At 62.7% G+C, this 17,499-nt stretch carries 18 protein-coding genes; 5 read left to right on the plus strand and 13 right to left on the minus strand.

From position 1 onward, the window contains the following. The first annotated feature begins 87 nt into the window (after positions 1-87). From gatB to H0485_RS04390, 3 genes are all read left to right on the plus strand, one after another. Positions 88-1,599 carry an Asp-tRNA(Asn)/Glu-tRNA(Gln) amidotransferase subunit GatB gene (gene gatB / locus H0485_RS04380; protein ID WP_226934144.1) on the plus strand — a complete coding sequence of 504 codons (1,512 nt, stop codon included), beginning with the start codon at positions 88-90 and terminating at the stop codon, positions 1,597-1,599. 195 nt (positions 1,600-1,794) lie between these two features. Then, positions 1,795-2,109, plus strand: a complete 315-nt coding sequence (locus H0485_RS04385; RefSeq protein WP_226934145.1) for a DMT family transporter — start codon at positions 1,795-1,797, stop codon at positions 2,107-2,109. Positions 2,110-2,247: 138 nt separating this feature from the next. After that, positions 2,248-2,712: a DUF4177 domain-containing protein gene (locus tag H0485_RS04390; RefSeq protein WP_226934146.1), complete on the plus strand. Its 465-nt coding sequence runs from the start codon at positions 2,248-2,250 to the stop codon at positions 2,710-2,712. A 6-nt stretch (positions 2,713-2,718) separates the two neighbouring features. Here H0485_RS04390 and H0485_RS04395 read toward each other — a convergent pair whose 3' ends face one another. The 3 genes from H0485_RS04395 to infC all read right to left on the minus strand — a co-directional run bounded on the left by H0485_RS04395 (position 2,719) and on the right by infC (position 8,028). Further along, positions 2,719-3,822 carry a pyridoxal phosphate-dependent aminotransferase gene (locus H0485_RS04395; RefSeq protein WP_226934147.1) on the minus strand — a complete coding sequence of 368 codons (1,104 nt, stop codon included), beginning with the start codon at positions 3,820-3,822 and terminating at the stop codon, positions 2,719-2,721. A gap of 217 nt (positions 3,823-4,039) precedes the next feature. Next, positions 4,040-7,153: a valine--tRNA ligase gene (locus H0485_RS04400; protein WP_226934148.1), complete on the minus strand. Its 3,114-nt coding sequence runs from the start codon at positions 7,151-7,153 to the stop codon at positions 4,040-4,042. Between the two features lie 239 nt (positions 7,154-7,392). Continuing rightward, positions 7,393-8,028: a translation initiation factor IF-3 gene (gene infC, locus H0485_RS04405; RefSeq protein WP_226934149.1), complete on the minus strand. Its 636-nt coding sequence runs from the start codon at positions 8,026-8,028 to the stop codon at positions 7,393-7,395. An 89-nt stretch (positions 8,029-8,117) separates the two neighbouring features. On the opposite strand from infC, the gene H0485_RS04410 reads away from it, so the two are divergent. Further along, positions 8,118-8,756, plus strand: coding sequence for a hypothetical protein (locus H0485_RS04410; RefSeq protein WP_226934150.1), 639 nt, complete (start codon positions 8,118-8,120; stop codon positions 8,754-8,756). 156 nt (positions 8,757-8,912) lie between these two features. Here the strand turns inward: H0485_RS04410 and H0485_RS04415 are convergent, their stop codons facing one another. The 6 genes from H0485_RS04415 to cobA all read right to left on the minus strand — a co-directional run bounded on the left by H0485_RS04415 (position 8,913) and on the right by cobA (position 13,747). Continuing rightward, positions 8,913-9,746 (minus strand): ferredoxin--NADP reductase, encoded by an 834-nt coding sequence (locus H0485_RS04415; RefSeq protein ID WP_226934151.1) that lies wholly within the window; start codon positions 9,744-9,746, stop codon positions 8,913-8,915. An 81-nt stretch (positions 9,747-9,827) separates the two neighbouring features. Beyond that, a complete protein-coding gene (locus H0485_RS04420; RefSeq protein ID WP_226934152.1) occupies positions 9,828-10,232 on the minus strand; it encodes a DUF934 domain-containing protein in 405 nt (134 codons plus the stop codon). 34 nt (positions 10,233-10,266) lie between these two features. Beyond that, complete coding sequence (locus H0485_RS04425) at positions 10,267-11,016, minus strand: phosphoadenylyl-sulfate reductase (RefSeq protein WP_226934153.1); 750 nt, start codon at positions 11,014-11,016, stop codon at positions 10,267-10,269. Beyond that, the gene (locus H0485_RS04430) at positions 11,006-12,676 is read right to left on the minus strand and encodes a nitrite/sulfite reductase (protein ID WP_226934154.1); all 1,671 of its coding nucleotides are present in this window, start codon (positions 12,674-12,676) and stop codon (positions 11,006-11,008) included. The genes H0485_RS04425 and H0485_RS04430 overlap by 11 nt, the downstream gene beginning before the upstream one ends. Beyond that, a complete protein-coding gene (locus H0485_RS04435) occupies positions 12,669-12,977 on the minus strand; it encodes a DUF2849 domain-containing protein (protein ID WP_226934155.1) in 309 nt (102 codons plus the stop codon). The genes H0485_RS04430 and H0485_RS04435 overlap by 8 nt, the downstream gene beginning before the upstream one ends. Further along, on the minus strand, positions 12,974-13,747 hold the full coding sequence (gene cobA / locus H0485_RS04440; RefSeq protein ID WP_226934156.1) for a uroporphyrinogen-III C-methyltransferase: 774 nt from the start codon (positions 13,745-13,747) through the stop codon (positions 12,974-12,976). The genes H0485_RS04435 and cobA overlap by 4 nt, the downstream gene beginning before the upstream one ends. Before the next feature lie 133 nt (positions 13,748-13,880). Between cobA and H0485_RS04445 the strand changes: the two genes are divergently transcribed. Continuing rightward, positions 13,881-14,342 (plus strand): Lrp/AsnC family transcriptional regulator, encoded by a 462-nt coding sequence (locus tag H0485_RS04445; protein ID WP_226934157.1) that lies wholly within the window; start codon positions 13,881-13,883, stop codon positions 14,340-14,342. Positions 14,343-14,388: 46 nt separating this feature from the next. Here the strand turns inward: H0485_RS04445 and H0485_RS04450 are convergent, their stop codons facing one another. From H0485_RS04450 to H0485_RS04465, 4 genes are all read right to left on the minus strand, one after another. Next, positions 14,389-15,327 (minus strand): DMT family transporter, encoded by a 939-nt coding sequence (locus H0485_RS04450; RefSeq protein WP_226934158.1) that lies wholly within the window; start codon positions 15,325-15,327, stop codon positions 14,389-14,391. A gap of 202 nt (positions 15,328-15,529) precedes the next feature. Continuing rightward, positions 15,530-16,273: a triose-phosphate isomerase gene (gene tpiA / locus H0485_RS04455; RefSeq protein WP_226934159.1), complete on the minus strand. Its 744-nt coding sequence runs from the start codon at positions 16,271-16,273 to the stop codon at positions 15,530-15,532. A 248-nt stretch (positions 16,274-16,521) separates the two neighbouring features. Continuing rightward, complete coding sequence (locus H0485_RS04460; RefSeq protein ID WP_226934160.1) at positions 16,522-16,878, minus strand: HesB/IscA family protein; 357 nt, start codon at positions 16,876-16,878, stop codon at positions 16,522-16,524. 154 nt (positions 16,879-17,032) lie between these two features. After that, on the minus strand, positions 17,033-17,395 hold the full coding sequence (locus H0485_RS04465) for an SUF system Fe-S cluster assembly protein (protein ID WP_226934161.1): 363 nt from the start codon (positions 17,393-17,395) through the stop codon (positions 17,033-17,035). Positions 17,396-17,499: the final 104 nt, after the last annotated feature.

Raw genomic sequence — 17,499 nt, forward strand, 5'->3', positions numbered from 1 at the left:
GCAATCCGCCCCTTGCTCCCGGGGCCTTGCGGCCCTAAACCCGGGCGAAAGACCCTTTATACAGCAGCTGCCACCCGGAAGGATGAGATGCTCGACCTGACCTTCACCCCCCCCGCCCCGAAAGTAATCGCAGGCGCGAAGCATGACTGGGAACTGGTGATCGGGATGGAAATCCATGCCCAGGTTGCCTCAAACGCCAAACTGTTCTCGGGTGCCTCGACCCAGGTCGGTGCCGAGCCCAATACCAATGTGTCTTTCGTTGACAGCGCCATGCCGGGCATGCTGCCGGTTATCAATGAATTCTGCATCGAACAGGCGGTGCGCACCGGGCTGGGCCTGAAAGCCGGGATCAACCTGCGCTCGGCCTTTGACCGCAAGAACTATTTCTACCCGGATCTGCCGCAGGGCTATCAGATCAGCCAGCTTTACCACCCGATCGTCGGCGAGGGTGAGGTGATGGTCGAGATGGGGCCGGGCGTGGGCCGTCTGGTGCGCATCGAGCGTATCCATCTTGAGCAGGATGCCGGCAAGTCGATCCATGATATCGACCCCAACCTCAGCTTCGTCGATTTCAACCGCACCGGTGTGGCGCTGATGGAAATCGTCTCGCGCCCCGATATCCGTGGCCCGGAAGAGGCGGCGGCCTATGTGGTCAAGCTGCGCCAGATCCTGCGCTACTTGGGCACCTGTGACGGCAATATGCAAAACGGCAATCTGCGCGCCGATGTGAACGTCTCGGTCTGCCGTCCGGGTCAGTATGAGAAATTCCAGGCCAGCGGCGATTTCTCGCATCTCGGCACGCGCTGCGAGCTGAAGAATATGAACTCGATGCGCTTCATCCAGCTGGCCATCGATTATGAGGCCCGTCGCCAGATCGCAATTCTGGAAGATGGCGGCGAGATCACCCAGGAAACCCGGCTCTACGATCCCGATAAAAACGAGACGCGCTCGATGCGCTCGAAGGAAGAAGCGCATGATTACCGCTACTTCCCTTGCCCGGATCTGCTGCCGCTCGAGATTGAGCAGCTTTGGGTCGATGACATTGCCGCCTCGATGCCGGAGCTTCCCGATGCCAAGAAAGCCCGCTTCATGGGCGATTACGGCCTGACCGATTACGATGCATCCGTGCTGACGGCCGAGCTGGAAAACGCCAGCTATTTCGATGCGGTCGCCAAGGGTCGTGACGGCAAGCTCTCGGCCAACTGGGTGATCAATGAGCTGTTTGGCCGGCTGAAGAAAGAAGGCCAGGAGATCGGCGAAAGCCCGGTCTCGGCCGATCAGCTGGGCGGGATCGTCGATCTGATTTCGGCGAATGTGATCTCGGGTAAAATCGCCAAGGATCTGTTCGAGATTGTCTGGACCGAAGGCGGCGTGCCTGCCGAGATTGTCGAGGCGCGCGGCATGAAACAGGTCACCGATACCGGGGCGATTGAGGCGGCGGTCGATCAGATCATCGCCGAGAACCCGGCGCAGGTCGAGAAGGCGAAGCAGAACCCGAAACTGGCGGGCTGGTTCGTCGGCCAGGTGATGAAAGCCACCGGCGGCAAGGCCGCTCCCGGCGCGGTCAATGAGCTGGTGATGGCAAAGCTCGGCCTCTGAGCCGGGTTTTTCTGCGGGGCATTAAAGTGATAACAGGGGCGCAGGTTTGCTTGACCTGCGCCCCTGTTTGGTTAATTTCCCCGTCATGGGCGGAAACCGTGGCCCTTGCCGCGTGGCGGCAGAACGGGGCCGGGACGACCCGGCTTTCGTGACTTCTGTTCCGGGACGGCCCGGCTTTCTCAGGAGCCTGCCCCGATGGCATGGGTATTTCTTTTTATTGCTGGCCTGCTCGAAGTTCTCTGGGCCTATTCGATGAAACTCTCGGAAGGGTTCACCCGGATCGGGCCAAGTGTGGTCACGCTGGTGGCGATGATTTTCAGCTTTGGCCTGTTGTCCTTTGCCATGCGCAGCCTGCCGCTTGGAACCGCCTATACGATCTGGACCGGGATCGGCGCGGTTGGCGCCTTTGTGGTCGGCATCTGGGTGCTGGGTGAGCCCGCCACTGCTATGCGCATCCTGGCGGCGGTGATGATCGTCGGCGGGCTTGTGCTGATGAAACTCTCATCCTGAGCGCGCTGCCGCCGCTGCGGTAACAGGATCTGAGCCGGGGCAGGCCGGGCTGCGGCCTGCTCACAGAATTGCGCAGTTTCCTCGCCGGCTTTCTCCTCTATAAGGGCCAGCGGGAAAACAGGCCGGAGTCCAGAGGCGATGCAGCGATACGAATACCGTGTGGTCCCGGCGCCGCGCCGTGGCGAGAAAGCCCGCGGTGTGAAAACCACCGAGGACCGTTTCGCCTATGCGCTATCAGCGCTGATGAATGAAATGGCGGCCGAGGGCTGGGAGTATCAGCGCGCCGAAAGCCTGCCGGTGGATGAGCGCGCCGGGCTGACCGGCACCAAAACCAGTTTCCAGAACCTGCTGGTGTTCCGCCGCAGTCTCGGCACGGCGGCAAGTGCCGGTCAGCCGGTGCTGCGTGCAGCCGAAGCCCCGGCCCCTGTCGCGGCGCCTGCGCCTGTGGCTCCGGTCGTGGGGGCTGCTCCGCTGGCCGCAGCCGATCCGCTGCCCGAGGCGGGAGCGCTGCAAAGGCCCTTGCGGCTGGGGGCGGCAATCACCCCCGAAGGCAGCAGCCCGGCCCTCGGCCCGGCGCAGAGCAGCGAGCCGGTTTCCAGGTAAGCCTGTTCAGGCCCTGGCTTCAGCCAGGGCCTGGGGCAGAACCTCGGCCACAACATCCATCGCCGCTTCCGGGCCAAGGCTGATGCGGATGCAGCGGTCGAGCGGCGCCACGCCCGGCATACGGATGAACAGCCCACGCGCCTCGCAGCCCGCGAGGATGCGGCGCGAGAAAGCACCGTCCCCTCCGCAATCCACCGCGACGAAATTGGTGGCCGAGGCCAGCGCGGTCAGGCCGTTTTCCGTGGCAATCTGCGCCATGCGCGCCTTTGCGCGGCTCAGATCAGCGCGCAGCTGCCCCAGCCAGCTCTGATCCCCAAGGGCTGCGGTGGCGGCCGCAAGGCTGAGGCGCGACATGCCAAAATGATCGCGGATCTTGTCGAAAGCCCGGGCCAGCTCCGGCGCGGCAAGCGCATAGCCGACCCGGGCACCGGCCAGACCATAGGCCTTTGAGAAGCTGCGGAAGCGGATCACCTGGGGGTGATCGGCTGCAATCTCAGGGATCGCTTCCTCGGGCGCGAGATCGCCATAGGCCTCATCCAGGATCAGCAATGTATCGGCGGGCAGGGCCTTGACCAGGGCCTCAATCACCGCGGCTTTATGCCAGCTGCCCATCGGATTATCGGGATTGGCGAGATAGAGCAGTTTTGCGCCATGGCGCTTTGCCGCCGCCAGCAGCGCCTCGGGATCTTCGTGATCGCCCAGATAGGGCACGCGGATCATCTCTGCCCCGGCATTGGCGACATGAAAGCCAAAAGTCGGATAGGCGCCAAGGCTGGTGACCACTTTATCGCCCGGCGCCAGGGTCAGGCGGCAGGTCAGCCCCAAAAGCCCATCCACCCCGGAGCCGATGGCGATATGCTCAGACCCGCAGCCATGTTTCAGCGCAATGGCCTGTTTCAGATCGTAATTTTCCGGATCGCCATACATCCAGACCTCATCCGCTGCGGCGCGAAGCGCTGCCAGGGCCGCAGGCGGGGCGCCAAAGCCGCTTTCATTGGCGCCCAGCCTGGCCCGGAAGGCCTGACCTTTGCGCCGCTCGATGGTCTCGGGCCCGGTAAAGGGCACAGAGGAGGGAAGGGCGGCAATATGCGGGGTGAGAAAACGGCTCATAGGATCTGGAAATCTGTTTCTGGCTGGGAGGAGGTGGAAGGGAGAGGGGGGCGCTGCCCCCGGCGCATGCCGCGCCTTCCCCCCGGGATATTTACGGACAGATGATATTCAGACAGGGGGGGTATCTGTCCCTGAATATCCACGCCTGGAGGCGCTTTTCCCGGCGCGACGCGGTCAGCAAAAAGGCCGCGCTTTGGGGGCGCGGCCTTGTCGCAGATCAGGAAAGTTCTGACAGCCGGGCCAGCGCCGCCTCGACTTTCGCCTTTTCATCCTCGCGCGCCTCAAGATTGCCGCGCGCCTCATCGACCACATCTTCCGGGGCCGAGGCGATGAATTTCGGATTGTCGAGCCTGCCCTTCAGCCCGCCGATCTCTTTGGCCAGTTTCTCGGCGGTCTTTTTCAGCCGCGCCTTTTCTTCGGCCACATCAATCAGCCCCTCCAGCGGGATGGCGAAACCGGCGCCGCCAACGGCGATTGCCATCGAGCCTTTCGGGGCCGCGCCTTCCGAGAAGGCCTCAATCCGCGCCATACGGCGGATCAGCGCCTCATTGCGGGCGAAAGCCGCGCGGGCCGCATCGGGCAGGTCGGTGGCGACCAGATCGGCCTTCAGCCCCACCGGCACATGGCACTGCGCCCGGGCTGAGCGGATCTCGTCGATCAGCCCGGTGACAAAGCCCATTTCGGCCTCGGCCTCGGCATCGGCCAGATCCGCGCCATATTCCGGCCAGTCGCTATGGACCAGCAGTTTCGCGCGGCTGCCGGTGGTGGCCCAGAGCTCTTCAGTGATGAAGGGCATGAAAGGATGCAGCAGGATCATCGACTGATCGAGCACCCAGGCCATGACCTTGCGGGTCTCATCAGCATCCGCGCCATCGAACAAAGGCTTGGCGAATTCGACATACCAGTCGCAGACCTTGCCCCAGACGAATTTATAAAGCGCATCCGCGGCCTGGTCGAAGCGGAACTCCTCCAGCGCCAGATTAACCTCGGCGAGGGTCTTTGCCGTCTCGGCAATGATCCAGCGGTTGGCGGTAGCCGTCGCCTTCGGTGCCTCCTCTTGCGTGGCATGGCCCTCCCAGACGCCGTTCATCTCGGCGAAGCGGCAGGCATTCCACAATTTGGTGCCAAAGTTACGATAGCCGGCGATCCGGTCTTTCGACAGTTTCAGATCGCGGCCCATCGCGGCCATGGCGGCGAGGGTGAAGCGCACGGCATCGGTGCCGTAATCCGCGATCAGATCCAGCGGGTCGAGCACATTGCCCAGCGATTTGGACATTTTCTTGCCCTTCTCGTCGCGGACAAGGGCGTGGACATAGACGGTTTTAAACGGAATATCCTCGACCACGGCCAGCTGCATCATCATCATCCGGGCGACCCAGAAGAAGATGATGTCAAAGCCGGTAACCAGCACGCTCGAGGGGAAATAGCGCGCCAGTTCCGGGGTCTGTTCCGGCCAGCCCAGCGTGCCGATCGGCCAGAGGCCGGAAGAGAACCAGGTGTCGAGCACATCGGCATCGCGCCAGACCGGATAGACCAGCTTGGTCGGATCCTGGTCGAGATTATAGGCGGCGAGGCTGGCGGCCAGCATGTCCATCGCCTCGGCGCGGTCCGCCACTTCCACCAGACGGGCCTGGTTCAGCGGCATCGGCAGCGGCGCCAGGGCATCGCGGAACTGATCGCTGACCCCCTCAAACGAAGGGGCGCAGTGATAGATCGGATCGGCATGGTTGAAGCCGCCCTCATAGAGGAAGGCGAAGAGCTCGGCCTCATCCAGCGCATTATCGCCCTGATCGTCCTTAAAGCCGGTCGGGAAGACATCGAGACCATACCAGACCGGGATCTGATGGCCCCACCACAGCTGACGCGAGATGCACCAGGGTTCGATATTCTCGAGCCAGTGGAAATAGACCTTGGCATCGCGCTCGGGCAGGATTTTGGTCTCGCCATTGCGCACCGCATCCAGAGCCGGGCCGACGATTTTCGAGGTTTCAACGAACCACTGATCGGTCAGCATCGGCTCGATGACGACTTTCGAGCGGTCCCCGAAGGGCTGCATGATCTTTTTATTCTCGACCACCGGCACCCGTTCCAGATGCTCGGCATTGGTCTCGGGATCGATCGATTTCACCAGCTTGGTGACCGCGAGCCCCTCGCCATTCACCGCAGAGATGACGATCTTGCGCGCTTCATAGCGGTCAAGGCCGCGCAGCTCTTCCGGCACCAGGTTGATGCGGTCGATCTCGGCTTCCGAGAGTTTCGCGCCATTCAGGATCTGATGCGCCAGCGCCGCGCTCTCGGCATAGGACAGGCCATCCGAGCGCATCTGCGCCCGGGTGTCCATCAGCCGGAACAGCGGGATGCCATTCCTCTGCGCCACGCCGTAATCGTTGAAATCATGCGCGCCGGTGATCTTGACCGCGCCCGAGCCGAAGGTGGGATCGGGATAGATATCGGTGATGATCGGGATATGGCGGCGGAATTCTTCCGGCCCGACCGGGATTTCGCAGTATTTGCCGACGATTGCGGCATAACGCTCATCGGAAGGATGCACGGCCACCGCGCCATCGCCGAGCATGGTCTCGGGCCGGGTGGTGGCGATCGAGATATAATCGCGCTCTTCCTCGAAGGTGACGTTTCCGTCTTCATCCTTCTCGCGGTAGATATAGGTCTCGCCGCCGGCCAGCGGATATTTGAAATGCCACATATGGCCGTCGACCTCGGTCTGCTCGACCTCAAGGTCCGAGATCGCGGTCTCGAAATGGGGATCCCAGTTCACCAGCCGCTTGCCGCGATAGATCAGGCCCTTGTTATAGAGATCGACAAAGACCTTGATCACCGCATCATGGAAATTGCCTTCCTCGCCTGCGGGTGCGCCCGGGGCGCCTGACATGGTGAAGGCTTCGCGGTCCCAGTCACAGCTGGCGCCGAGGCGCTGCAGCTGGCCGATGATATTGCTGCGCGATTTCTTCTTCTGCTCCCAGACGAGGCCGAGGAAATCGGGGCGCGAGAATTCGTCGCGGCGCTTGCCCTCTTTGGCCAGCTCGCGCTCGACCACCATCTGCGTCGCGATACCGGCATGGTCGGTGCCGGGCTGCCAGAGCGTGTCAAAGCCCCGCATGCGGTGCCAGCGCACCAGCACATCCTGCAGCGTATTGTTGAAAGCATGGCCCATATGCAGGCTGCCGGTCACATTCGGCGGCGGGATCATGATCGAGAAAGCGGGCTTGCCCTCTTTGGCATTGGCACCGGCCCGGCCTACTTTCTGATCAAGCCAGAGCTTTGAAATGCGGGCTTCGGCCTCATCGGCATTGAAGGTCTTTTCCATCGGCATCGGGCGTCCCTTTCTCTTGGGCTGAGGATGTAGCCAATAAGGGCACAAAGGAAAAGGGGCAGCGCCGCGCCGCAAGGCTGATGTTATGGCCCCGGGCGGGGATATTTCAGCACAGATGCCAGCGGGAGAGGCGGCCTGATCGCGCCCCGTGGAGGGGACGGCGGAGGACCGAAAGCCGATCCGGGCAAAGAAAAACCCCGCGCCGGGCGCGGGGTTCTGAAAGCTGCATGTGCTCAGGCTTATTTCGGCCCGATCATCATCACCATCTGGCGGCCTTCCAGCTTCGGCATCGACTCGACCTTGCCGATCTCGGTCACTTCACCGGCGATGCGGTGCAGCAGTTCCAGACCGAGCTGCTGGTGTGCCATTTCCCGGCCACGGAAACGCAGGGTGACTTTCACCTTATCGCCTTCGCCGAGGAATTTCACCACCGAGCGCATCTTAACCTGGTAATCATGCTCATCCGTACCCGGACGGAACTTGATTTCCTTGATCTCGATGATCTTCTGCTTTTTACGAGCCTCGGCTTCACGCTTCTGGTTCTCGTATTTGAATTTGCCGAAATCCATGATCTTGCAGACCGGCGGAACGGCGTTGGGCGAGATCTCGACGAGATCAAGGCCAGCTTCTTCTGCCATGGCAAGTGCACGCGCCGGGGTCACAACACCGACGTTTTCGCCATCCGCGCCGATCAGACGGATCTCGGGCGCGCGGATACGATCATTGATGCGCGGGCCGGTTTCCCGTTGCGGCGGGGCATTGTGGGGTCTGCGTCCTATGGTAAGGATTCCTTCTGGAGTTTTAATCGCAGGGAATTTACTCCTGCTTGGCGCGGCTTTCAAGCGGTCGACTGCGGTGTTTCCGCCGTCTTTCATGCTAAACCCTTCACCAAGCTTCCCAAAACAGGGTAATCCTGCCATATCCGCGGCATCCGGCCCCTTTTGCCGGCAATGGGAGAGTAACCATGAACAAAAGTGTAATCATCGGCGCCATCGTGATCGTTCTGGCGGCGGGCGGATATTATCAGTTCAGCTATAAACCGGCTCAGGAAGCGGCAGCTCTGGCCGAGGCCGAGGCGAAACAGGCAGCCGAAGCAGCGAAAAAGGCTGAAGAGGAAGCTGCGGCAGCGGCGGCGGCTGAGGCTGAGAAGGCTGCGGCGGCTGCAAAGGCCGCTGAGGAAGAGGCGGCGGCGGCAGCGGCTGCTCTGGCGGCTGAGACCGAAGCAGCGGCCCAGGCCGCGGCTCAGGCGGCTGCAGAAGCGGCAGGCACTGCAGGCGAGGCGGCCGCGCAGGCGGCTGAAAATCTGGGCGAGGCTGCGGCCGGTGCGGCTGAAGCCGCCGGGGAAGCGGCTGCTTCGGCCGGTGAGGCTGTGGCCAATGCGGTGGAAGGTGCCAGCGGCACCACCAGCGCACCGGCAGGCGACGCGGCTGCGGCTCTGGATCCGGCCAGCTTCAATGCCGATGCGGTTCTGGCGCTGATCGACGGTTCGACGCTGGATGCAGCCAGCAAAACCACGCTGAAAACCGCAGTGGAAGCGGCAAAGGCCAATCCGGCTCTGGTCGCTCCGGCGGTGGAATCGGTGAAGAAGGCCCTCGGCCTCTGAGCTTTTGATTTTATGAGAAAAAGCAAAAAGGCCGCAGGATTTTCTGCGGCCTTTTTCGTTAGAGTTTTCAAGTGTTTTCAAAAGCCTGGCGCGGAAAGGCAAAGGCCGGAGCAGCTTTGCCCCGGCCCTGATTCTGTCCGCGCTGATCCGGCGGGCTCAGATCCCGTCGCCGACAAAGGCCTTTTCGACCACGAAGTGCTTCGGGTCGGAATTCGCGCCTTCCTCAAGGCCGAACTGCTCAAGGATCGTCTTCACATCGACATTGAAGGCCAGCGAGCCGCAGACCATGGCGCGGTCTTCTTGCGGGTTCATCTGCGGCAGGCCGAGATCGGCAAAGACCTTGCCGCTGGTCAGATTATCGGTGACGCGTCCCATCAGCGGGCTCTCTTCGCGGGTGGTGGTCGGATAATAGCGCAGCTTGTCGCGGATCGCCTCGCCGAACAGCTCGGACAGCAGCGGATCCTCCGACAGGCTTTCCACCAGCTGGCGGCCATATTCCAGCTCGGCCTTTTCACGGCAGGTGTGCATCATGATCACCTGGTCGTATTTGTCCCAGGTCTCGGGCTCGCGCAACAGCGAGGCGAAAGGCGCAAAACCGGTGCCGGTGGCCAGCAGCCAGAGCCTTTTGCCGGGCAAAAGCGCATCATGCACCAGGGTGCCAACGGGTTTGGGGCGCAGGATGATCTCATCGCCGGGCTGGATATGCTGCAGCTTTGAGGTCAGCGGGCCCTCCGGCACTTTGATCGAATAGAATTCCAGCTCATCATCCCAGGCGGGCGAGGCGATGGAATAGGCGCGCAGCAGTGGTTTGCCATTCTCACCCATGAGGCCGATCATCACAAACTCGCCCGAGCGGAAGCGCAGCGAGGCCGGGCGCGTTACGCGAAACGAGAACAGCCGGTCGGTCCAGTGCTGCACCGAGGTGACAATCTGGGCATCCGGCAGATGTGGTTTGGCCGGGCGCTCGGCAGTGGCAGTGGTCTCGGTCATTTTACGGGCTCCGTCTTTCGGGCAGCGGTCTTCTAGAACTTTGGCGCGGAAAGGGAAAGCCCGGCGCCTTCGCGGCGGCGCTCAGGCGCGCAGCCGGCTCTGGTAATCATGCGCTTTCCAGTCAGCGCGGTATTGCCACTGAGCGGCAGGCTGACGTGCGGCCAGCTCTTCAGAGATTTCCACCCCGTCAAAGCCGACCCGGCGGCACATGGCATACTGATCCGCGATCACATAGCCATGCGCGATCAGCTGGCCCTGATAGCCCAGCATCCGCAACCGCCGCGCGATGGTGAAAGCGCGGCCATCCGAGAAAGCCGGGAAAGCGACGCGGATCAGGCTGATCCGGCCAAGATGCGGCCCGAGCGCGGTCGGATCATCGGTATTCGACAGATCCACAGCGCTGTCTTCAGGGCCGAAACCGGCAAGATCCGGGATCTGACGCTCAGGCAGGGGGGCAAAGCCCGCATCGGTGACGAGAATGCTCATGGCTTATTCCTTGATAAAGGCAGAGCGGGCGGGCTCACAAAGCACCGCCCGAGGGGCTGCGGACCGGGCGGCCATCGACGAAATGGATGCCGCATTCAGTCTTGCCCTGACCGCGCCAGCGCCCGGCGCGCGGGTCTTCGCCGGGTTTTACCGGGCTGGTGCAGGGCGCGCAGCCGATGGAAGGGTAACCCTTCGCCACCAGCGGATGGCGGGGCAGGTTATTATTGACCAGATATTCCTCAAGATCCTCGCGGCCCCAATGGGCCAGCGGATTGACCTTGATGCGGCGGTCGCCCTCATTCTCAAAGAAATCCAGCGTGCCGCGTTCGGAATTCTGAAAGCGCTTGCGGCCGGTGATCCAGCCGTCAAACGGGGCAAGCGCCCGTTCCAGCGGCTCTACCTTGCGGATATTGCAGCAAGAATCGGTGTTGTAGAGATGCAGCGTATTATCCGGATCCTCAAAATTCAGCCGCTCACGATTGGCGCGGATCGTGCGCACATCGGTGAGGTTGAGCCGGTCGGCCAGCTCAAGCTGATAATCGAGTGTCTCTTTGAACAGCAGACGGGTGTCGACGAATATCACCGGGGTTTCTGGCGCCAGAACCGAGACCAGATGCAGCAGAACCACCGATTCCGCCCCAAAGGAAGAGACCAGCGCCACCCGGCCCAGATCGGCATCCTGCAGCGCATGGCTGAGAACATCGGTGGCGGAATGGTGTTTATAGCGCTGGTTCAGCGCCGTCACCCGCCCCGGAACCGGGTAGAGCGCCAGATCAAGCGGCATCCTGGGCCTCTGCGGTCTGGTAAAGGGCTGCCTTGAAAGGCTCCATGCCGAGGCGGCGATAGGCCTGGAGGAAGTCTTCCCCGGCATCTTTGCGATGGCTGAGATAGGCTTTCAGGATGCGCTCAACCGCCGGCACCACCTGATCATAGGCAAAGCCCGGCCCGGTTTTATCGCCAATGGCCGCATCCTCGGCGCCCGAGCCGCCAAGGGTGATCTGGTAATTTTCCACCCCGGCCCGGTCGAGGCCGAGAATGCCGATATGGCCGACATGGTGATGGCCGCAGGCATTGATGCAGCCCGAGATCTTGATCTTCAGCGGGCCGATCTCATGCTCGAGATCCAGCTCTTTCATCCGCAGCGCAATCTCCTGGGCGACCGGGATCGAGCGCGCGGTGGCCAGAGCGCAGTAATCCATGCCCGGGCAGGCGATGATATCCGAGGCCAGGCCGACATTGGCCGTGCCAAGACCGGCTTTCACCAGCGCCGCATGGATCACCGGCAGGTCGGATTTATGGACATGCGGCAGGATCACATTCTGCTCATGGCTGATGCGGATATCGCCATGGCCATATTGTTCGGCCAGATCAGCGATCAGGCGCATCTGATCCGAGGTCGCATCTCCAGGGGTCTGACCATGGGCTTTGACCGAGATGGTCACGATTGCATATTGTTCATTGCGATGCCTGGCCAGATTGGTATCGGCAAAGGCGCGGAACACCGGATCGGCTTTGTAGAAAGCCTCATAGGCATCGGTGGGCGCATCGCGGAATGCGGGCGGCGCGAAGGCGGCGCGGATCTCTTCCAGCAGCGCCTGATCGGCGCCGCCAAACAGCGGGCGCAGCTCGGCAAAACGCTCTTCCACCAGGCGGGTGATCTCTTCGCGGCCGGTCTCATGCAAAGTGATCTTGATCCGGGCCTTATACTTATTATCGCGCCGGCCGAGGATGTTATAAACCGAGAGCACCGCCTCAACATAGGGCAGCAGATCGGCTTCGGGCAGGAAGTCACGCACCACCATGCCGATCAGCGGCGTGCGGCCAAGGCCACCACCGACCAGAACGCGGAAGCCGATCCCGCCCTGGTCATTTTTCACCACCTGCAGCCCGATATCATGGGCGCGGATCACCGCCCGGTCAGCCTTGGCCCCGGTGATAGCGATTTTGAACTTGCGCGGCAGGAACTGGAATTCCGGGTGATCGGTCGACCACTGGCGCAGCAGTTCGGCATAGGGGCGGGGGTCTGCAACCTCATCGGCGGCCGCACCGGCAAAATGATCGGCGGTGACATTGCGCACGCAATTGCCCGAGGTCTGGATCGCATGCATGCCGACATCGGCCAGGGCCTGCAGCATCGCCGGAACATCGGGCAGTTTCGGCCAGTTGAACTGGATGTTCTGCCGCGTGGTCCAGTGACCATAGCCCTTATCCCAGGTCTCCCCGATATAGGCGAGCTGGCGCATTTTGGCGGGGTTCAGCGTGCCGTAAGGAATGGCCACGCGCAGCATATAGGCATGGAGCTGCAGATAGAGGCCGTTCATCAGCCGCAAAGGCTTGAATTCATCCTCGGTCAGGCTGCCATCGAGGCGCCGTTCCACCTGCTGGCTGAACTGCGCCACGCGCTCGCGCACGAAGGATTCATCGAAATCGGTGTAATCATACATGGCCGAGGTCTGCCTGTTTTCCATGAGCGTAGTTCGAGGGGCCGCGGGTGCGGAATTCCTCGCGGAAATGGGTGGGTTCGGGGCCTTTGGGTCCGGCTTTGGCATCGGCGAGATAGGCGCCGACCACGTAGCGGCCCTGGGCATTGGCATGGAGCAGCCGCAGCTGCGCATGGGCCTCATCCTCGATCAGCTCGGCCTCGCCATGTACCAGGCTCCAGCGGTCATCGCTGGTCAGATAAACCACATCACCCTCGCGCAGGCGGTTGGCGGTGACGATTTTGGGGGTATAGCGGCGGCTCATGCTTTGGCCTCGTGAATTCTGGCAATGGTAATGGCAGCATCGCGCGGCGCGATGCCAAACAAGATGACGGCAGGGCCGTCGCAACAGCTGGCCAGCCCCGGCAGATCCGAGAGCGTGCCAGGGTGAATGCGCTGATCGGCGCGCGAGACATTCTCGACCAGGGTCAGCGGCGTTTCGGGGCGCGCGCCATACATCAGCAGCCGGCCCTGAATGAAGCGCGCGGATTTCTTGCCCATATAGATCGCCGCCACCTCGCCCTGGCGGGCAAGACCGCGCCAGTCCTGTTCGGCAAAGCCCGCCATGTCATGGCCGGTCAGAATGCGCAGGCTTTTGTTCTGGCCGCGCCGGGTCAGCGGCTGGCCAATCGCGGCAGCGGCCACGCTGGCGGCGGTCAGGCCGGGCAGGATGCGATAGGCGAGGCGATGCGCCTCCAGCGCGGTGATCTCTTCATCAAGGCGGCCAAAGATGCCGGGATCGCCGCCCTTGAGCCGCACGATGCGCTGGCCGCTCAGCGCCTCGCGCACCAGGATCTGATTGATTTCCTTCTGGCTGACCGAGGGGCCGAACCCCTCTTTGCCGACATCGATGCGCTGCACATGGGGCGGGATCAGCGCCATGACCTCATCGCCGACCAGCCGGTCATGGATCACCACTTCGGCGGCTTCCAGCGCGCGCAGCGCGCCAAGCGTCAGATGGTCTGCCGCGCCCGGACCGGCACCAAGGAACAGCACCGGCGGCACAGAGGGGGGCAGGGAATGAAGATCAGTCATGGCGATACCCGTTTGCTGCAGGATATATAGGACTTTTTCCCGGGTTCAGGCTATATACCCTTGCAGATAAGGAAAATTATTCCGATACTGCGCCCAGTCAGAACCAGGTTCTGCTGTGAGAGGGAAATCAGGAATGAGCGCCGCGCTTGACGATCTGGACCGGAAAATTCTGTCCGAACTGCAGCTGGATGCAGAGCAGTCCCTGGATGAAATCGCCCGCAAGGTCGGCTCTTCCAAGACCCCGGTCTGGAACCGCATCCGGCGGATGAAGGAACAGGGCGTGATCTCGCGCCAGACCGTGATCCTTGATGCCGAGGCCCTGGGGCTGGAGGCCTGTTTCTTCGTGCTGATCCGCACCTCGGAACATGAGGCGGACTGGCAAAATACATTCCTCAGAGCTTTGCGCGAGCGCCCGGAAGTGCTTGAGGCGCATCGTCTGGCCGGGGATATTGATTATATCCTCAAGGTGCGGGTGAAAAATGCCCGGGCCTATGATCAGTTTTATCAGGCGCTGATCTCAGAGGTGAAAATCTACAATGTCACCGCGCTGCTGAGCATGGAAGAAATCAAATCCACCACCATCCTGCCGGTGTAACGGCGGCAGGAGAGGCGAGGGAGGGCCGAAGGAGCGGTGGAGCAGCTCAGCGCCAGGCGCGCGGCAGCGGCACCACCCCCTGGGCGATCAGCACACCAAGCGCCACCAGCGCCGCGGCTGCGGCCTGGGCCCAGTTCCAGGGCGCGGCAAAGAACAGCCACAGAATGATCATCACATAAAAGGGCGCGGCATTGCTGTGCAGCGATGTCATGCCAATGCCAATGCGCCGCACCGCCCGGATCCAGAAGATCTGCGCCAGCGACAGGCCGGCAATGGCAAAGACCAGCAAGGCGATCAGCTCGCTCAGGCCCCAGAGGCCGGGATCGGCCAGCGGCGTGCCAAGCGCGAGGCTGATCAGCGCGATCACGATACTGGCAATCGCCGCGCCCGAAAGGGTCAGCGCGGTGCGCCCGATCAGCGACAGATCGGGCAGAGCGGTCACGGTGAAACGCGAGCCGAGCACGTAGCACAGGATCGACAGGCAGCAAAAACCAACCCCGAGCAGCACGTCGCTGCCACCGGCTGAGAAATCAAGTGTCAGCACGCCTCCGGCCATGGAAAGCGCAATGCCCAGCACCAGGCGGCGGCTGAGGCGGCGGCCGTCGAGCAGCACCTCGAGCGCGATGGCAAAGATCGGCATGGTCGCGGTGATCACCGCCGCCGTCACCGCGCCGCCAAGCCCCTGGCCGATGATGATCATCCAGGAGGAAATGCCGAGCAGCGACCCGATCATAATGCCGCGCAGCCAGCTGGCCTGCAGCATTTCGCGCGGCCCTTCGGCAATGAGCCAGATTGGCAGCAAAAACAGCGCCGCAATGCTGACCCGGACCGCGCCGAGCTGCTCGGCGGGCAATAGCGGGATCAGCAGATTTGCCGCTGGCAGCCCCGCCGCCCAGGCCAGCATCGAGCCCATCGCGAAAATATTGCCAAGTGCCAGATTGCGGGCGGGCAGCGACAGGGGCAGGGGCGCAGGCGAAGTGGTCATGGCAAAGGCGCTTTCTGAGGCGGGGCTCCGGCGCTTTCTGCCCGGGCGGGGGCAGCGAAGCCAGAGGCGCGTCATAAGCGCGCAGCCCAGATCTACGCCCTCAGAATGATGCCGCAAAGCCCTCTTTTCAAAGAAAAAATCTACGGGCCTGCCGGGCCGTGGCTTCTGTCGGTTTTGCGCGCTGAAGCGGCGCAAAAGCCGCTCAGGCGGCCGAGAGCGCCGCCACGATCGCGCCGAAATCTGCCGCCTTCAGGCTGGCCCCGCCGACCAGCGCCCCGTCGACATCGGCAATAGCGAAGATCGGGGCTGCATTCGAGGGTTTGACCGAGCCGCCATAGAGCAGCGCCATTTCCTGCGCCGTGGCACCGAAACGCGCGGTCAGGCTCTGGCGCATGAAGCCATGCATCTCGCCAATCTGCCCGGCTGTCGGGGTGCGGCCGGTGCCAATCGCCCAGACCGGCTCATAGGCCAGAACGGTATTTGCCGCCGTCGCGCCTTCGGGCAGCGAGCCGGCCAGCTGCTGCCCGACGATCTCCAGGGCCTTGCCGGCATCGCGCTCGGCTTCGGTCTCGCCGATACAGACCACGGCGATCAGCCCGGCCTGCCAGGCGGCAAGGGTTTTGGCCTGAACATCGGCATCGCTTTCGCCATGATCGGCGCGGCGCTCGGAATGGCCAAGGATCACATAAGCCGCCCCCGCATCGCGCAGCATGGCGGCCGAGAGATCGCCGGTATGGGCGCCCGAGGCGCGGGCATGGCAATCCTGGCCGCCCAGGGCCAGGGCCGAGCCCGCGGTGAGCGCGGCCATGGGCGCCAGCAAAGTCGCGGGCGGGCAGATCAGCATATCGCAGCCCGGGGCGGGGTGATCGGCCAGCAGCGCCCGGATTTCCTCCAGCGCGGCGAGCGTGCCGTTCATCTTCCAGTTACCGGCGGCGAGTTTGCGCATATCTGTGCTCCTGTCGGATCTGCTGATCTGCAACCGCAATTGCAAATTCCATCCGCTGGCGCAATGGCGCGCGGCGGGCAGGGGCAGGTTTGCCGCAAAACACCGCGATGAATTGCCGGAAGGCGCAGGACACAGGGCGCGCCCGCGACCCGCGCTGAGCGGCAGCGCAGAAGGCAGGTTCTCAAGGGGTGTAAATTCCGGGCAGGCCCGGGGCCTTCAGCCGCCCCATGCCTGGCCGGAGGGTATGGTCAGAGGCTGGGATCGCTGAATTTGATCGATTCGCCGCAGCCGCAGGCCTCGGTCACATTCGGATTGCGGAAGACGAATTTCGACTCCAGCAGGCTGGTCTCGTAATCGATCTCGGTGCCGATCAGAAACATCTGCGCCATCGGCGCGATCAGCACCCTTGCGCCATCCTGCTCGACCACCTCGTCAAGCGGGTTCACCTCGGCGACGTAATCCATGGTATATTCCATGCCCGCGCAGCCGCCTTTGCGGACGCCGATCCGCAGGCCTTCCTTGGCGTCACGCGTCATCAGCCGCGAAATCTGCTTTACCGCAGCGGGCGAGAGGGTGACGGCGGCCTTACCGGGAATGCTGAACATGGCTCGATCCTTTGTACATCCGGCCTTTCCTCATCCATAGGCTGTGGCGGGCAGAAGCTGGCCGGGGCGAAAGCTGGCAGGCGCGGGGGTATATCCTCTGAAAGTAAGGGCGGCAGGTCAGGGGTTCAACCCCGTCCTGCCACAGGGCAGAGGGTTACATAAAGCCCAGTTCAAGCCGGGCTTCATCCGACATCATATCCATCCCCCAGGGCGGATCGAAGGTCATGGTGACGCTGACCTCGCGCACACCGGGCAGAGATTCCACCGCATCCTGCACCCAGCCCGGCATTTCGCCCGCCACCGGGCAGCCCGGCGCGGTCAGCGACATGGTGATGGCAACGGCATTTCCCTCATCAATCTCGATCGTATAGATCAGACCAAGATCAAAGATATTCACCGGGATCTCGGGGTCAAAGACCGTGCGGCAGGCATCAACCACATCTTCATAGAGCGGATGTTCGGTTGAGGAGGGGCGGATCACCGGCGCGCCTTCGGCTGCGGCTTTGCTATCGTCCATCTGAAGTCCTGCAACTGGCATAGGGTTGCTACTGGTTTAACGGATCTGCCTCCGGGGGGGAAGGGCGCAACCGGCGGCTGCTCTGTGCAGCCCTGCGCAGGGAT

The sequence above is a fragment of the Pseudogemmobacter faecipullorum genome (assembly GCF_020539525.1).
Taxonomy (GTDB): domain Bacteria; phylum Pseudomonadota; class Alphaproteobacteria; order Rhodobacterales; family Rhodobacteraceae; genus Pseudogemmobacter; species Pseudogemmobacter faecipullorum.

What these genes read in the sequence shown, in the direction of transcription:
- H0485_RS04385 (WP_226934145.1), top strand. Translation starts at nt 1,795, where the DNA reads ATGGCATGGGTATTTCTTTTTATTGCTGGCCTGCTCGAAGTTCTCTGG.
- H0485_RS04410 (WP_226934150.1), top strand. Translation starts at nt 8,118, where the DNA reads ATGAACAAAAGTGTAATCATCGGCGCCATCGTGATCGTTCTGGCGGCG.
- H0485_RS04430 (WP_226934154.1), bottom strand. Translation starts at nt 12,676, where the DNA reads ATGTATGATTACACCGATTTCGATGAATCCTTCGTGCGCGAGCGCGTG.
- tpiA (WP_226934159.1), bottom strand. Translation starts at nt 16,273, where the DNA reads ATGCGCAAACTCGCCGCCGGTAACTGGAAGATGAACGGCACGCTCGCC.
- infC (WP_226934149.1), bottom strand. Translation starts at nt 8,028, where the DNA reads ATGAAAGACGGCGGAAACACCGCAGTCGACCGCTTGAAAGCCGCGCCA.
- cobA (WP_226934156.1), bottom strand. Translation starts at nt 13,747, where the DNA reads ATGACTGATCTTCATTCCCTGCCCCCCTCTGTGCCGCCGGTGCTGTTC.
- H0485_RS04400 (WP_226934148.1), bottom strand. Translation starts at nt 7,153, where the DNA reads ATGCCGATGGAAAAGACCTTCAATGCCGATGAGGCCGAAGCCCGCATT.
- H0485_RS04390 (WP_226934146.1), top strand. Translation starts at nt 2,248, where the DNA reads ATGCAGCGATACGAATACCGTGTGGTCCCGGCGCCGCGCCGTGGCGAG.
- gatB (WP_226934144.1), top strand. Translation starts at nt 88, where the DNA reads ATGCTCGACCTGACCTTCACCCCCCCCGCCCCGAAAGTAATCGCAGGC.
- H0485_RS04460 (WP_226934160.1), bottom strand. Translation starts at nt 16,878, where the DNA reads ATGTTCAGCATTCCCGGTAAGGCCGCCGTCACCCTCTCGCCCGCTGCG.
- H0485_RS04435 (WP_226934155.1), bottom strand. Translation starts at nt 12,977, where the DNA reads ATGAGCCGCCGCTATACCCCCAAAATCGTCACCGCCAACCGCCTGCGC.
- H0485_RS04420 (WP_226934152.1), bottom strand. Translation starts at nt 10,232, where the DNA reads ATGAGCATTCTCGTCACCGATGCGGGCTTTGCCCCCCTGCCTGAGCGT.
- H0485_RS04425 (WP_226934153.1), bottom strand. Translation starts at nt 11,016, where the DNA reads ATGCCGCTTGATCTGGCGCTCTACCCGGTTCCGGGGCGGGTGACGGCG.
- H0485_RS04415 (WP_226934151.1), bottom strand. Translation starts at nt 9,746, where the DNA reads ATGACCGAGACCACTGCCACTGCCGAGCGCCCGGCCAAACCACATCTG.
- H0485_RS04450 (WP_226934158.1), bottom strand. Translation starts at nt 15,327, where the DNA reads ATGACCACTTCGCCTGCGCCCCTGCCCCTGTCGCTGCCCGCCCGCAAT.
- H0485_RS04465 (WP_226934161.1), bottom strand. Translation starts at nt 17,395, where the DNA reads ATGGACGATAGCAAAGCCGCAGCCGAAGGCGCGCCGGTGATCCGCCCC.
- H0485_RS04395 (WP_226934147.1), bottom strand. Translation starts at nt 3,822, where the DNA reads ATGAGCCGTTTTCTCACCCCGCATATTGCCGCCCTTCCCTCCTCTGTG.
- H0485_RS04445 (WP_226934157.1), top strand. Translation starts at nt 13,881, where the DNA reads ATGAGCGCCGCGCTTGACGATCTGGACCGGAAAATTCTGTCCGAACTG.